Source organism: Klebsiella sp. 54, assembly GCF_018223875.1.
GTDB classification, from domain to species: domain Bacteria; phylum Pseudomonadota; class Gammaproteobacteria; order Enterobacterales; family Enterobacteriaceae; genus Klebsiella; species Klebsiella quasipneumoniae.
Genome location: NZ_JAGRRA010000003.1, coordinates 256427 through 271965 on the forward strand (window position 1 = coordinate 256427; position 15539 = coordinate 271965).

Genomic DNA, 15539 nt, shown 5'->3' on the forward strand with positions numbered 1-15539 from the left:
AAGCATAACATACTTCCCGGCGATCAGTAACGCTGCCGCCACTCCGCATCGCTGAAGAGCTTATCCTGCTGACCCATAAAGTAGCGATAGTAGGCGTCATAGGAGAGGACATTCTTCACGTAGCCGCGTGTTTCCGAGAACGGAATACTCTCGACAAACGCCACGGCGTCGATCCGTCCGGCGCTGTTCCCCTGCCAGGTGCGTACCCGACCCGGCCCGGCGTTATAGGCCGCCGAGGCGTAAATGCGGTTATTACCGAACTGCTGGTAAACGTACTGCAGATAGCTGGTGCCGATGTTGATGTTGGTTTCCGGATCCAACAGCTGCGACGGGCCGCTGTAGCCGGGAATGCTGAACATGCTGACGGTATGCGTCGCGGTGCCCGGCATAATCTGCATCAGCCCGCTGGCGCCGACCGGCGAGCGCACTTTCGGGTTCCAGGCGCTCTCCTGGCGGGCAATCGCCATCGCGTAGCTCTGCGGAATATCTTTACCGCTGATATAGCGGGCAAACAGATCGTTATAGGCCAGCGGGAAGCGCTCCTCCAGCTGATCCCACAGTTTTCCGGCGATCGTCGCCTGCACGCTCAGATCCCACCAGTGTTGATCAAAAGCGTAACGCGCCAGCTGCGCCTGCTGGGATTTACTACGGCTGGTGACCAGGTTCGCCCATTCAGTGCGCGCGGTGTTATCCATATTCCAGTACATCAGCTCGCGCACCCGGGCCATCTCCGGACCGGAGGCCAGCGCCGGATCGAGCGTGCCAATCGCTTTATCAATGCGGAAGGTATACTCCTCGCCGAGACGCTGCGCAGCGACCATCGGGTAGAAACCCCGCTGCTGCATCAACGACCGGAGGATCGCCTGCGCCTCCTCGTCCCTGCCGCGCTCCAGCAACAGATCCGCCTGCCAGTAGCGCCATTCGTCTTTCTCTTTCGCCTCCATCGGCAGGCGCGCCAGCCAGGTATTCAGACCATGGCGATCGCCCGTCCCCAGCGCCATCCGTACCCGCCGCTCCACCAGCGGCGTGGACTGCGAGCGCATAATCGCATCGTCGCGCCAGATGGCCTGCTCTTCGGTCACATCGTTCCCCATCAGGCGCCAGGCGACAATATCGCGTAGCTCCTGGGTCTGATCCTCATTGAGCTGCTGGGCCTGCACCAGCGAAGGGATCATCAAACGGGCATTTTCCACATCCTGACGGGCGACGCTGGCGAAAGCGACGGCGGCCATCTGGCGGGTAAAGTCCGTCGCCCCGGTGGTACGGGCAAAGGTCAGAACGCTGTTAGGATCGTTAGCCAGGGCGACCACGGCGCTGGCGATGCTCTGGTAGTTGGCAGGCATCTGCTGGGCCAGCGATTTCACCAACCCAATATTGCCGGCCTTCATCGCCAGGCGGATCCGTTCGAGATAGGCCAGCGGATCCTGTTGGCCGGAGTCGCGCCAGGCGCTGAACAGCGGTTCACAGGCGCCGGGCTGGTTCTTGCCCGTCAGCCAGAGCGCTTTCGCTCCGCTCCAGGCCTCCTGCGACTGACCCACGCTCAGTTTGGCGTAGTAGTAGTTGCACTGCGCCTCGGTGCTGGTCGGCTTATCGGGGCTAAACGCCAGCAAGCCGCGCCAGTCGCTGCGCCGGGCCAGTTCATTCACGAAACGCGAACGTAATGAACGCGCCGGGGGCAGCGTCGGGTTGGCGTCAATAAAGTTTTTCACCACCAGCGCCGGCTGGTTCATCAGATCGTCGGTAATCTGCCGGTACTGCAAATAGGGATACAGGGGATAGGTGCTTAACGTGGGCATCAGCTGGTCAACCACATCCATCTGCCGGTTATCCCACGCCTGCTTAATTTGTGCGTAGCGGCTGCGCTGTTCATCCAGTGAATCCGCATGCGCCAGCTGACTCAACGCCAACAGACCAACGCTGGCAGCCAAAAGATGCCACGCCATTTTTTTGGCTTTTTCCACAAGCTCTTCCTCTTTCAGGTGCATTTTCGCAGCATCGTGCCGCTTAAAAGCCCCTGCCGGTTCGGCAGGCGGCTTTACTTATGCTAATCAGACAACGCTAAACGCGCCATGTCCTGAACATTTTTTTACGCTTCTGTGAATCCTGTCGCCTCGCTGGGATTAGCGCGCGAAAAAGGCTACACTTCGGCTTTGAACTATCTATCAAAATAGAAAGAGGCGAAGTCCAACGTGGCTCAATTCGTTTATACCATGCATCGTGTCGGCAAAGTGGTTCCGCCGAAACGTCATATTTTGAAAAATATCTCCCTCAGCTTTTTCCCTGGCGCGAAAATCGGTGTGCTCGGTCTGAACGGCGCCGGTAAATCTACCCTGCTGCGCATCATGGCCGGTATCGACACCGAGATAGAAGGTGAAGCGCGTCCGCAGCCCGGCATTAAAATTGGCTACCTGCCGCAGGAGCCGCAGCTCAACCCGGAGCACACCGTACGCGAGTCCGTGGAAGAAGCGGTCGCCGAAGTGGTTAACGCGCTGAAGGGTCTGGACGAAGTCTATGCCAAATACGCCGAGCCGGATGCGGACTTCGATAAGCTTGCCGCACAGCAAGGCAAGTTCGAAGAGATTATCCAGGCGCACGACGGCCACAACCTGAACGTGCAGCTGGAGCGCGCGGCCGACGCCCTGCGCCTGCCGGACTGGGATGCGAAAATCGCTAATCTTTCCGGTGGTGAACGCCGCCGCGTCGCGCTGTGCCGCCTGCTGCTGGAAAAACCGGATATGCTGCTGCTCGACGAACCGACTAACCACCTCGACGCCGAGTCCGTCGCCTGGCTGGAACGCTTCCTGCACGACTTCGAAGGCACCGTGGTGGCGATTACCCACGACCGTTACTTCCTCGATAACGTCGCCGGCTGGATCCTCGAACTTGACCGCGGCGAAGGTATTCCGTGGGAAGGCAACTACTCCTCCTGGCTGGAGCAGAAAGATCAGCGTCTGGCGCAGGAAGCTTCTCAGGAAGCCGCACGTCGCAAATCCATCGAGAAAGAGCTCGAGTGGGTTCGCCAGGGCGCAAAAGGCCGTCAGTCTAAGGGCAAAGCCCGTCTGGCGCGCTTTGAAGAGCTTAACAACGTTGAATACCAGAAACGTAACGAGACCAACGAACTGTTCATTCCGCCAGGCCCGCGTCTGGGCGATAAAGTTCTGGAAGTCAGCCATCTGCGCAAATCCTACGGCGACCGCGTGCTGATCGACGATCTGAGCTTCTCGGTACCGAAAGGCGCTATCGTCGGCATCATCGGTCCGAACGGCGCGGGTAAATCCACCCTCTTCCGCATGATGTCTGGCCAGGAACAGCCAGATTCCGGCACCATCACCCTGGGTGAAACCGTTAAGCTGGCTTCCGTCGATCAGTTCCGCGACGCGATGGACAACAGCAAAACCGTGTGGGAAGAAGTGTCCGGCGGCCTGGATATCATGAAGATCGGCAACACCGAAATGCCGAGCCGCGCCTACGTGGGCCGCTTTAACTTCAAAGGCGTCGACCAGGGTAAACGCGTTGGCGAGCTGTCCGGCGGTGAACGCGGTCGTCTGCACCTGGCGAAGCTGCTGCAGGTCGGCGGTAACGTCCTGCTGCTCGATGAACCGACCAACGACCTGGATATCGAAACCCTGCGCGCGCTGGAAAACGCCCTGCTGGAGTTCCCGGGCTGCGCGATGGTTATCTCGCACGACCGCTGGTTCCTTGACCGTATTGCCACCCACATTCTGGATTACCAGGATGAAGGTAAGGTGGAGTTCTTCGAAGGTAACTTTACCGAGTACGAAGAGTACAAGAAACGCACTCTCGGCGCCGACGCGCTGGAGCCGAAGCGAATCAAGTACAAACGTATCTCAAAATAAAATGCAAAAAGGCAACGCAAGTTGCCTTTTTTAATGTTTGCTCCCTCTCCCACCGGGAGAGGGCCGGGGTGAGGGCAACAGCCCGCAGAGGACCTACCCCTGCTCCCCCATCAGCTGCTTCACCAGCTCGACGCAGCGCAGGAAGCGCGTATCGTAGTCCGACTCCTTAACATGGACGAACTCGATCTCATTCTCTTTCAGCAGCGACACCAGCAGCGACTGAAACTCTTTACGATCCACGGAACTCCCAAGACTGCGTAACCCATCAGCCACCCACGGGGTGTTGTTCTCCAGCAGAATCACCAGGTCAAAGCGGTATTCATCAATCAGCGCCTGCACGAACGGGTGCTCACGCCCCTCGTACTTCAGACAGAACGCCTGAGTGCTGACGAAGTCGGTATCGATAAATGCCACCTTGTTGGCATATTTCACTGCGAAATCAATATACTGGGCATGACCGAGGGCAATTTTATCGTAATCAGAATACTGGAGCGCCATCTCATCGCCGCCGAGATGCGAAAAGACATAATCCCGGCCATATTCCCAGGCGCTGGTAGTATTGAAGATATTGGCGAGCTTATTGACCAGCGTTGATTTACCGCTCGACTCGCCGCCGAGGATCGCCACCGTCCGCACAAAGAACGGTTTCACTTCCGTCGGAATATATTCCCAGTAGCGGAACGGGTTCTCGCGGATCTGGCCGCCGCTAATATTCATAAAGGTCCGCTTAGGATCGATAAGCACCGTCTCGATCCCCAGATGCTCAAGGTACTGCGGCGCATCGGCCTCTTCCGAGGTATAGATCCGGTTCGGCTCGATCCCTTTTTCGCTCATAAAAGCGCGGATCCCATGACTCCACACATCCCAGCCGTGCGGATAGGGCTCCATCCCCTCTTCATTGAACGCATGGATGCGAATATTCTTCTGATATTTAAAGGTCTGTAGCAGCCAGCGCAGGCGGTCAGGCACCGTTGGCTGCTGCGACATGGCGCTCTCTTCAAACAGCTCGCGGTCGCGAGTATCGTCGTAGCCCATGATGATATGCAGCTCATCGACCTGGCTACAGGCGCGTTGAATCAAATAGATGTGCCCGGTATGCAGCGGGTAAAATTTACCAAACACCACGCCGACGCTTTTCTGTCGGCGGGGAAACTCCAGCCCGAGGAAGCGATGCAGCGCTTCAAGCTTCTGCGCGCTCGGGCTTTTGATTTTGGCGTTCAACAGCTGGCTGAGATACCCCTTGGTCATCCCGCTGGCTTCCGCCACCTGCTGCAGGGTACAGCCTTTCTGCTTTATGGCGCTTTTTAAATAGTCAAATGACGACATCGCTAATCTCCTTTTAACTTATTATAAGTCGTCAAAAACGCTTAGCGCGTCTGAAAGCTTTTTCACACCAAAGATTTGCATGCCTTCCGGCACTTTTTTCGGCACATTGGCCGCCGGGACGATGGCGCGGCGGAAGCCATGCTTCGCCGCTTCGGAGATACGCTCCTGACCGCTCGGCACCGGGCGAATTTCGCCGGCCAGCCCCACTTCGCCAAAGACCACCAGATCCTGCGGCAGCGGGCGATCGCGCAGGCTGGAGACCATCGCCAGCAGCAGCGCCAGATCGGCGCTGGTTTCCGTGACCTTCACCCCGCCGACCACGTTGACGAAGACATCCTGATCGGCCATCTGCAGGCCGCCGTGGCGATGCAGCACCGCCAGCAGGATCGCCAGACGGTTCTGTTCCAGCCCCACCGCCACGCGGCGCGGGTTGGACATCATCGAGTGATCCACCAGCGCCTGGATCTCCACCAGCAGCGGGCGGGTCCCTTCCCAGACCACCATCACCGAGCTGCCGGAGGTGATTTCATCTCCCCGGCTGAGGAAGATAGCGGACGGGTTGCTGACTTCGCGCAGCCCCTGCTCGGTCATGGCGAAAACGCCCAGCTCATTCACCGCGCCAAAGCGGTTTTTGTGGCTGCGCAGAGTGCGGAAACGGGAGTCGGCATCGCCGTCCAGCAGCACCGAGCAGTCAATACAGTGCTCCAGCACCTTCGGGCCGGCCAGCGAACCGTCTTTGGTGACGTGGCCGACCATAACGATCGCCACGCCGCGAGTTTTGGCAAAGCGCGTCAGATAGGCCGCCGTTTCACGTACCTGGGCGACGCTGCCCGGCGACGACTGAACGTCGGCCATATGCATCACCTGGATTGAGTCGATCACCATCAGCTGCGGTTTTTCTTCATCGGCAATCTGACAGATCTGCTCAATGCTGGTTTCCGAGAGCATGTTCAGGTTCGCCGTCGGCAGCCCAAGGCGATGAGCGCGCATCGCCACCTGCTGAAGGGACTCCTCCCCGGTGACGTACAGCGTTTTCATCCCTTCCGCCAGCTTGCACAAAGTCTGCAGCAGCAGGGTCGATTTCCCCGCGCCGGGGTTGCCGCCAATCAGGATCGCGCTGCCCGGCACCACGCCGCCGCCGAGTACGCGATCGAACTCTTTAAACCCGGTGGAGAAACGCGGCAGCGCTTCCAGGCTGATGTCTGACAGCTTCTGCACCTTCGAGACGCCGGCGTTACCGGCGTAGCCTGACAAACGCTCGTTTCTCGCCACCTGCGGCGACGCGGCGATGCGCATCTCGGTGATGGTATTCCAGGCATGGCAGGCGCTGCATTGCCCCTGCCACCGCGGATAATCCGCACCACATTCATTACAGACAAATGCGCGTTTTGGAGCTTTCGCCACGTTTACCTCTTACTTTTGGTTCATGCTGCCCGAGAGAATACAGAATACCCCCATCAGGTCAGCGTGGCGGATAGTCACTTCCGCCTGTTCATTCACTTTAGGCTTCGCATGATACGCGATGCCAAGCCCGGCAGCCTTAATCATCGGCAGGTCGTTGGCGCCATCGCCGATGGCCACGGTCTGCGCCGTTGGGATCTCATACTTTTCCGCCAGCTTGCGCAGCGTATTGGCTTTGTATTTGGCATCGACGATATCGCCGAGCACGTTGCCGGTAAGCTTACCGTCGCGGATCTCCAGTTCGTTGGCGAACACCGCGTCGAGATGCAGTTTGTCGCGCAGATACTCCGCAAAGAAGGTAAAGCCGCCGGAGGCGATCGCCACCTTCCAGCCCAGCGTTTCCAGCTTGAGCACCAGCTGCGCCAGGCCCGGCATCAGCGGCAGCGCGTCGCGAACCTGCAGCAGAATGTTGGCATCGGCGTCTTTTAGCGTCGCCACGCGCTGGCGCAGGCTGGCGGTGAAGTCCAGCTCGCCACGCATCGCCCGCTCGGTCACTTCCGACACCAGCTCGCCGGTGCCGGCCAGTTTCGCGATCTCATCGATGCATTCAATTTGGATCGCCGTGGAGTCCATATCCATCACCAGCAGCCCTGGGGTGCGCAGATGGGGGATTTTACCCAATGGCGCGACGTCCAGCCCCGCCTCATGCGCCAGTCGCGTCGCACGCGGGGTAAGCGAGCCCGCCAGGCGGATCACCTGGTAATCCTCGACCACCCAGGAGGCGACGATCACTAACGCGGCGCCCAGCTCGCGCTGCCACGCCGTCAGACGGCGTTTATCCAGCCCACGTCCGTACAGCAGCCAACCGCTGCGCCCGGCGTGATAATCCAGCGGCATGACCTCGTCACCGCTCAGGGAAAGCGGCAACCCAGGCCACAGGGAAACGTCTTCAGGCAGGTCGCACCAGGTCAAACTGTTAGGCATTACGGCTCCACATCTCTTCATTCAGGCGAGGAAAATAACGCATGAGGCTACCTTGTAACCAGCGCTTCTGGCAACATTAAGCTGCAAATTTTCAAAGGTGGAATATGGTTCGCGCAAAACTGAAATTCCGGCTGCATCGTGCGGTCATTGTCCTTATCTGTCTCGCCCTGCTCGTCGCGCTGATGCAGGGCGCCTCGTGGTTCAGTCAGAACAGTCAGAAACAACGCAATCCGCAGCTGGAAGAGCTGGCCCGCACGCTGGCGCAGCAGGTGGTGCTGAATCTCGCGCCGCTGATGCGCAGCGAGACGCCGGACGAGAAGCGCATCCATCAGCTGTTGACGCAGCTCACCCACAACAGCCGCGTACTTGACGCCGGGGTATATGACGAACAGGGCGACCTGGTGGCGCGCTCTGGCGAAAGCGTCGAGGTTCGCGACCGGCTGGCGCTGGATGGTAAGAAAGCCGGCGGCTACTTCAACCAGCAGATTGTCGAACCGGTGCCGGGAAAAAATGGCCCGCTGGGCTATCTGCGTCTGACCCTCGATACCCATACTCTGGCGACCGAGGCGAAGCAGGTGGATAATACCACCAATATCTTACGCCTGATGCTGTTGCTGTCCCTGGCCATCGGCGTGGTACTGACCCGCACGCTGCTGCAGGGCAAACGCACCCGCTGGCAGCAATCGCCCTTCCTGCTCACCGCCAACAAGCCGGTTGAGGATGAAGACGATGAAAAGAAAGGAAATCTATAATGTCCACACTGCGCCTCCTGCTTTCTGACTCTTACGACCCGTGGTTCAACCTGGCGGTCGAGGAGTGCATTTTCCGCCAGATGCCCGCCACCCAGCGGGTGCTGTTCCTGTGGCGCAATGCCGATACCGTGGTCATCGGCCGCGCGCAGAACCCGTGGAAGGAGTGTAATACCCGCCGAATGGAAGAAGATCATGTGCGGCTGGCCCGTCGCAGCAGCGGCGGCGGCGCGGTGTTCCACGACCTCGGCAATACCTGCTTTACCTTTATGGCTGGCAAACCGGAGTACGACAAAACCGTCTCCACCGCTATTGTGCTGGCGGCGCTCAATTCACTCGGCGTAACCGCCGAAGCCTCCGGGCGCAACGATCTGGTGGTCAAAACCGACAGCGGCGACCGCAAAGTCTCCGGCTCCGCCTATCGTGAAACCATGGACCGCGGTTTTCACCACGGCACCCTGCTGCTCAACGCCGATTTAAGCCGTCTTGCCAACTACCTCAACCCGGACCAGAAAAAGCTGCAGGCTAAAGGCATTACCTCGGTGCGCGGGCGAGTGGCGAATCTGGTTGAGCTACTGCCGGGCATTACCCATCAGCAAGTTTGCGAGGCGATCCAGGAGGCGTTCTTCAGCCATTACGGCGAACGGGTAGACGCCGAGGTGATCTCCCCGGACAACACGCCGGACCTGCCGAACTTTGCCGACACTTTCGCTCGCCAGAGCAGCTGGGAATGGAACTTCGGCCAGGCGCCCGCCTTTTCCCACCTGCTGGACGAGCGCTTCCCCTGGGGCGGCGTCGAGCTGCATTTTGACGTTGAGAAAGGACATATCACCCGCGCGCAGGCCTTTACCGATAGCCTGAATCCGGCGCCGCTGGAGGCGCTGGCGGCACGCTTAGTCGGCTGTCAGTATCGGGCTGAGGTTTTGCAGCAGCAGTGTGAGGCGCTGGTCGGCGATTTCCCGGAGCAAGAAGCGGAACTGAAAGAGCTGTCGGCATGGATTGCCGGCGCAGTGCGCTGATAAAAAAAGCCGGATGGCGGCTACGCCTTATCCGGCCTACAGACTTGACTCAAGCCCGGTAAACAAAGCGCTACCGGGCTATACCACGCTTACTCCTGGTCGCCCAGCAGTACCGATTCCAGCGCGATTTTAATCATGTCGTTGAACGTGGTCTGACGCTCCGCGGCAGTGGTCTGCTCGTGGGTACGAATATGGTCAGACACGGTGCAGATGGTCAGCGCTTTCGCCCCGAACTCCGCCGCCACGCCGTAGATACCCGCCGCTTCCATTTCCACGCCCAGGATGCCGTATTTTTCCATCACGTCGAACATGGACGGGTCCGGGGTATAGAACAGGTCTGCGGAGAAGATGTTGCCGACGCGCGCGTCAACGCCCAACGCTTTCGCCGCGTCTACCGCGTTACGCACCATGCCGAAATCGGCAATCGCCGCGAAGTCATGGTCTTTAAAACGCAGACGGTTCACTTTGGAGTCGGTGCAAGCGCCCATGCCGATCACCACGTCGCGCAGTTTGACGTCTTCGCGCACTGCGCCGCAGGAGCCAACGCGGATGATTTTCTTAACGCCGAAATCGGTGATCAGCTCTTTGGTGTAGATAGAGCAGGACGGGATACCCATCCCGTGGCCCATTACGGAGATTTTGCGGCCTTTATAGGTGCCGGTGAAGCCCAGCATGCCGCGCACGTTATTCACTTCACGCACGTCTTCGAGGAAGGTTTCGGCAATGTGCTTGGCGCGCAGCGGGTCGCCCGGCATCAAAACTACGTCAGCGAAATCGCCCATTTCTGCGTTAATGTGAGGAGTTGCCATCTTCAGTTCCTTTTATATTGTTGTTTTTGCCGGGTGGCGGCTACGCCTTACCCGGCCTACAAAATAGTAGGCCCGGATCGCTGTGCGCCACCGGGCAATGACCTCAGAACATGGCTTTGCCATATTCCATGTCAGACGTACCAAAGTATTTCGCGATAGTCTGGCCGATGTCCGCGAAGGTTTCACGGTGACCGAGCGAACCTGGTTTCACTTTCGGGCCGTACACCAGCACCGGAATATGCTCGCGGGTGTGGTCGGTACCGGTCCAGGTCGGGTCGCAGCCGTGGTCGGCGGTGAGGATCAGAATGTCGTCTTCCCCTACCAGCTCCATCAGCTCCGGCAGACGACGGTCGAACAGTTCCAGACCCGCCGCGTAGCCGGCGACATCGCGACGGTGGCCCCAGGAGGAGTCAAAGTCGACGAAGTTGGTGAAGACGATAGTCTCGTCGCCAGCTTCCTTCATCTCTTTAATGGTTGCGTCGAACAGCGCGTCCAGCCCGGTGGCTTTCACTTTTTTGGTGATGCCGCAGTTGGCGTAGATATCCGCTATCTTACCGACAGACACCACGTGGCCGTTCTTCTCGTCAACCAGCTTCTGCAGCACGGTCGGCGCCGGCGGTTCGACCGCCAGATCGTGACGGTTGCCAGTACGCTGGAAGTTGCCGGCTTTATCGCCGATAAACGGACGGGCGATGACGCGGCCAATGTTGTAGCCGCCTTCGGTCAGCTCTTCACGGGCGATTTCGCACAGCTCATACAGTTTGTCGAGGCCAAAGGTCTCTTCATGACAGGCGATCTGGAATACGGAGTCAGCGGAGGTATAGAAAATCGGTTTCCCGGTTTTCATATGCTCTTCGCCGAGCTGATCGAGGATCACCGTCCCGGAAGAGTGGCAATTGCCGAGGTAGCCCGGCAGGTTGGCGCGTTTCACCAGCTTATCCAGCAGCTCCTGCGGGAAGCTGTTTTCGTGATCGCTGAAGTAGCCCCAGTCAAACAGTACCGGCACGCCAGCGATTTCCCAGTGGCCGGACGGCGTATCTTTACCAGAAGAGAGTTCATGCGCCCAGGCATAGGCGCCAATCACTTCGGCATTGCCATCCATTCCGGCGGCAATTTTACCGGTGGAGCCTTCATGCGCTTTCACCAGCCCCAGACGGGTCAGGTTCGGTAAATTCAGCGGGCCTTTGCGGCCGTGGTCAGCTTCGCCTTTGGCGCAGGCTTCCGCAATGTGGCCCAGCGTATCGGCGCCGACGTCGCCAAAACGGTCTGCGTCTTCCGTTGCGCCAATCCCAAAGGAGTCCAGCACCATGATAAATGCACGTTTCATCTTGTTCTCCATACATCTTGCGCTGCAAAAAAGCGATCAGATCAGTATATCGCTATTCAGTGATACGGCGATAGACTGTCGGTGTAATTTCCGGAGCTTTATCGTCCAGTTTAATGGCCGCTTTGACCGCTTTCGCGGCCTCCTGCCAGCTGTTCTCGTCTTTGGCATGGATCACCGCCAGCGGACGCTGTCCGTCCACGCGGTCACCCAGACGCGCCATCTCGGTAAAGCCAACGCTATAGTCAATGGTGTCTGATGCCTGACGGCGGCCGCCGCCCATAGAAACCACTGCCATGCCCAGCGCGCGAGTGTCCATCGCGCTGATAAAACCTTCGGTATCAGCATAGACTGCTTTGCTCAGCATCGCCGTCGGCAGATAATGATCATAATTCTCGACAAAGTCGCTCGGTCCTTTCTGCGCCGCGACCATGCGACCAAAGACTTCCGCCGCTTTACCGTTATCCAGCACCGCCTGCAGTTTCGCCCGGGCTTCGGCGTCATCTTTCGCCAGATTGCCGGAAATCAGCATCTCCACACACAGCGCCATCGTCACGTCGAACAGGCGTGGGTTGCGGTATTCGCCGGTCAGGAACTGAACCGCTTCGCGAACTTCAACGGCGTTCCCGGCGCTGGAGGCCAGCACCTGGTTCATATCGGTCAGCAGCGCGGTGGTGCGCACGCCGGCGCCGTTGGCGACCCCGACGATCGCTTCCGCCAGCGCGGCGGAAAGCTCATAAGTCGGCATAAACGCGCCGCTGCCGACTTTAACGTCCATCACCAGCGCATCCAGCCCTTCCGCCAGCTTTTTGGCAAGGATCGAGGCGGTGATCAGCGGGATGGAGTCCACCGTCGCGGTAATATCGCGGGTGGCATAGAAACGTTTGTCCGCCGGAGCGAGGGAGCTGGTCTGCCCGATAATCGCCACGCCGACATCTTTAATAATCTCGCGGAAGCGGTTGTCGTCCGGGAAAATATCGAAGCCCGGGATGGCTTCCAGTTTATCCAGGGTACCGCCGGTATGGCCGAGGCCGCGGCCGGAAATCATCGGCACATAGCCGCCGCAGGCGGCCACCATCGGCCCCAGCATCAGCGAAGTGACATCCCCGACGCCGCCGGTGGAGTGTTTATCGACGATCGGGCCGTTAAGGTTGAGGCTTTTCCAGTCCAGAACGGTACCGGAATCCCGCATCGCCATGGTCAGCGAAACGCGCTCCGGCATAGACATATCATGGAAGAAGATGGTCATCGCCAGCGCGGCGATCTGCCCTTCTGAGATAGTATTGTCGCGGATGCCGTTGATGAAAAAGCGGATCTCTTCATCGCTTAATGCCTGACCATCACGTTTTTTACGAATAATTTCTTGTGCGAGAAACACGGTAACCCCCATGAGGAATCGGGTGAATGGTGGCGGGTGGCGCTACGCTTACCCGCCCTACGATCCTGTAGGCCGGATAAGTGAAGCCTCATCCGGCAATGTCTGACAATCAGTAGCTGCTGGCGCTCTTGCCGTCGCCGTGGCCCAGGGCTTTCAACAGGCTGGCCAGCAGGCTGGAGGCGCCAAAGCGGTAGTGACGAGCATCGGCCCAGTCGGCGCCAAACAGCTCATCGGCGATCGCCAGGAACTGCTGCGCATCTTCCGCGCTGCGCACGCCGCCCGCCGGTTTGAAGCCAACGGTTTTCTCAACGCCCATATCACGAATGACTTCCATCATGATGCGCGCGCTTTCTGGCGTGGCATTCACCGGCACTTTACCGGTCGAGGTTTTGATGAAATCGGCCCCGGCTTTGATAGAGAGTTCAGACGCTTTACGGATCAGCGCTTCTTCTTTCAGCTCACCGGTTTCGATGATCACTTTCAGCAGCACGTTGGCCGCCGCGCAGGCCTCTTTACAGGCTTTCACCAGCTCGAAGCCGACCTGTTCGTTACCGGCAATCAGCGCGCGGTACGGGAAAACCACGTCCACTTCATCAGCACCGTAAGCGATCGCCGCGCGGGTTTCCGCCAGAGCAATGTCGATATCGTCATTACCGTGCGGGAAGTTGGTGACCGTGGCGATGCGGATATCCGGCGTTCCCTGCTCGTTCAGCGTCTTACGGGCAATCGGGATGAAGCGCGGATAGATACAGACCGCCGCGGTGTTACCCACCGGGGTTTTCGCCTGATGACACAGGGCAATCACCTTCTCATTGGTGTCGTCGTCGTTCAGGGTGGTCAGGTCCATCAGTTTTAACGCGCGCAGGCTGCTTGCTTTTAAATCAGTCATTTCATACTCCGCCGGCGCAGTGCCGGTTCAATAGTTTGTTCACCTTGCGAGTCTGTTACTATTGTAACATTCACTCGCTGTTACACTTCGACATTCATCACAGTTAATGAAAACCACTTACTAATTTGCATTACTGTAATGTGATTTTAATCACGAAACATCGGTGCATACCGCGACAATTATCATCACGCCCCTCTTAAGCATAATCAAAACTCTGCAACCAATGGGGATGTGACAATTCTAACACATAATAACAGCGCCACTCGACAACGTGGCGCACATTTTGTCCGCACTGCCGGTGATAAAATGATTATCATTTGAAATGTAAATGGTTTTTCTGAAAACCAGAAATGATGGAATTTTCACAAACTCAATAAAACCAGCGACGCGACGGCCGCTGGTTCAGGTAACAGGTTTAGAGGGCGAGGAAAACCCCGGCGATGGTGGCGCTCATCAGGTTAGACAGCGTCCCCGCCGCCACCGCACGCAGCCCAAGCTGGGCGATATCCTGACGCCGGTTGGGTGCCATCCCCCCGAGGCCGCCAATCAGGATGGCGATCGATGACAGATTGGCGAATCCGCATAGCGCGAAAGAGATAATGGCTTTGGTGTGATCTGAAATAACCTGCAGCCCGGCCGCCGCCACCTCAGCGTCCGCCTTCAGATACTCGCCAAAGTTCATATAGGCCACGAACTCGTTAATGATCAGCTTCTGGCCGATAAACGACCCCGCTACCGTCGCTTCGTGCCACGGCACGCCGATCACCCACGCCAGCGGTGAGAAGACCCAGCCGAGGATCATCTGCAGCGACAGCTCCGGATGGTTAAACCAGCCGCCGACGCCGGACAGAATGCCGTTCAGCAGAGCGATCAGCGCAATAAACGCCAGCAGCATTGCGCCGACGTTGAGCGCCAGCTGCATACCAGACGCGGCGCCGGAGGCGGCGGCGTCCAGCACGTTGGCCGGTTTATCCGCATCCGCGCTCTGGCGGTCATGAGCTGGGTTATCGTCCGGTTTCTCCGTTTCCGGTACGATAATTTTGGCAAACAGCAGTCCACCCGGCGCCGCCATAAACGACGCGGCAATCAGGTACTCCAGCGGAACGCCCATCTGCGCATAGCCCGCCAGCACGGAACCCGCCACCGAGGCCAGGCCGCCGCACATGACCGCAAACAGCTCCGAGCGGGTCATGGTGGCGATATAAGGACGCACCACCAGCGGCGCTTCGGTCTGACCAACGAAGATGTTCGCCGTGGCCGACAGCGACTCGGTACGCGAGGTCTTCAGAACCGCCCGCAGCGCGCCGCCGAGAATGCGAATGACCAGCTGCATAATGCCCAGGTAGTAAAGCACGGCAATCAGCGACGAGAAGAAAACGATCACCGGCAGCACGCGCAGGGCAAAGACGAAGCCGCCGCCGCCAAATACCTCGAACATTTTATCGGAAACCAGCCCGCCGAAGATGAAACTAATCCCTTCATTGCCGTAGGCAATAACGCTGGCGACGCCGTTCGACATCGCTAACAGCGCCGAGCGCCCGGCCGGTACATACAATATTAACGCGCCGATACCCACCTGGATTATCCAGGCGCCGAGCACGGTACGCAGGTTAATGGCTTTTCGATTATTGGAGAGCAGCACAGCAATGGCCAACAGCGCCACCATGCCGATAAGTCCCATGAGGATTTGCATACAGATTCCCTGTGTTTTGATAGTCCAGCACTAACGGCGTGATTATATCGGCCCGAAACTATCCTGCCCGCCTGGCTTCACACATTTTAAGCAAATCAATGATATGGATG

12 protein-coding genes are annotated in these 15539 nt (G+C 58.4%); 3 read left to right on the forward strand and 9 right to left on the reverse strand.

The window, feature by feature from the left end; all coding sequences use genetic code 11:
• Positions 1–23: 23 nt before the first annotated feature.
• Complete coding sequence (gene sltY / locus KHQ24_RS10880) at positions 24–1961, reverse strand: murein transglycosylase (protein ID WP_004204212.1); 1938 nt, start codon at positions 1959–1961, stop codon at positions 24–26.
• Between the two features lie 228 nt (positions 1962–2189).
• Here sltY and ettA point away from each other — a divergent pair, with 228 nt between their 5' ends.
• Positions 2190–3857 (forward strand): energy-dependent translational throttle protein EttA, encoded by a 1668-nt coding sequence (gene ettA, locus KHQ24_RS10885; protein ID WP_004204211.1) that lies wholly within the window; start codon positions 2190–2192, stop codon positions 3855–3857.
• A gap of 93 nt (positions 3858–3950) precedes the next feature.
• Here the strand turns inward: ettA and nadR are convergent, their stop codons facing one another.
• The 3 genes from nadR to serB are packed head-to-tail and all read right to left on the reverse strand — an operon-like array spanning position 3951 to position 7568.
• Positions 3951–5183: a multifunctional transcriptional regulator/nicotinamide-nucleotide adenylyltransferase/ribosylnicotinamide kinase NadR gene (nadR, locus tag KHQ24_RS10890; RefSeq protein WP_004886547.1), complete on the reverse strand. Its 1233-nt coding sequence runs from the start codon at positions 5181–5183 to the stop codon at positions 3951–3953.
• Between the two features lie 21 nt (positions 5184–5204).
• On the reverse strand, positions 5205–6587 hold the full coding sequence (gene radA, locus KHQ24_RS10895) for a DNA repair protein RadA (RefSeq protein WP_002887800.1): 1383 nt from the start codon (positions 6585–6587) through the stop codon (positions 5205–5207).
• 9 nt (positions 6588–6596) lie between these two features.
• Positions 6597–7568: a phosphoserine phosphatase gene (serB, locus tag KHQ24_RS10900; protein ID WP_004886545.1), complete on the reverse strand. Its 972-nt coding sequence runs from the start codon at positions 7566–7568 to the stop codon at positions 6597–6599.
• 104 nt (positions 7569–7672) lie between these two features.
• Here serB and KHQ24_RS10905 point away from each other — a divergent pair, with 104 nt between their 5' ends.
• Both KHQ24_RS10905 and lplA read left to right on the forward strand, forming a co-directional pair.
• Positions 7673–8320, forward strand: a complete 648-nt coding sequence (locus KHQ24_RS10905) for a YtjB family periplasmic protein (protein WP_017901229.1) — start codon at positions 7673–7675, stop codon at positions 8318–8320.
• A complete protein-coding gene (gene lplA / locus KHQ24_RS10910; RefSeq protein WP_043522288.1) occupies positions 8320–9336 on the forward strand; it encodes a lipoate--protein ligase LplA in 1017 nt (338 codons plus the stop codon). The genes KHQ24_RS10905 and lplA overlap by 1 nt, the downstream gene beginning before the upstream one ends.
• A gap of 89 nt (positions 9337–9425) precedes the next feature.
• On the opposite strand, the gene deoD is transcribed toward lplA, so the two are convergent.
• From deoD to KHQ24_RS10935, 5 genes are all read right to left on the reverse strand, one after another.
• Positions 9426–10145, reverse strand: coding sequence for a purine-nucleoside phosphorylase (gene deoD, locus KHQ24_RS10915; RefSeq protein ID WP_004886539.1), 720 nt, complete (start codon positions 10143–10145; stop codon positions 9426–9428).
• A gap of 103 nt (positions 10146–10248) precedes the next feature.
• Positions 10249–11472: a phosphopentomutase gene (deoB, locus tag KHQ24_RS10920; RefSeq protein WP_004886536.1), complete on the reverse strand. Its 1224-nt coding sequence runs from the start codon at positions 11470–11472 to the stop codon at positions 10249–10251.
• A gap of 52 nt (positions 11473–11524) precedes the next feature.
• On the reverse strand, positions 11525–12847 hold the full coding sequence (gene deoA, locus KHQ24_RS10925) for a thymidine phosphorylase (protein WP_004886532.1): 1323 nt from the start codon (positions 12845–12847) through the stop codon (positions 11525–11527).
• Between the two features lie 109 nt (positions 12848–12956).
• Complete coding sequence (gene deoC / locus KHQ24_RS10930; RefSeq protein ID WP_032455521.1) at positions 12957–13736, reverse strand: deoxyribose-phosphate aldolase; 780 nt, start codon at positions 13734–13736, stop codon at positions 12957–12959.
• A gap of 415 nt (positions 13737–14151) precedes the next feature.
• Positions 14152–15429, reverse strand: coding sequence for a NupC/NupG family nucleoside CNT transporter (locus KHQ24_RS10935; protein WP_017901232.1), 1278 nt, complete (start codon positions 15427–15429; stop codon positions 14152–14154).
• Between the last annotated feature and the right edge of the window lie 110 nt (positions 15430–15539).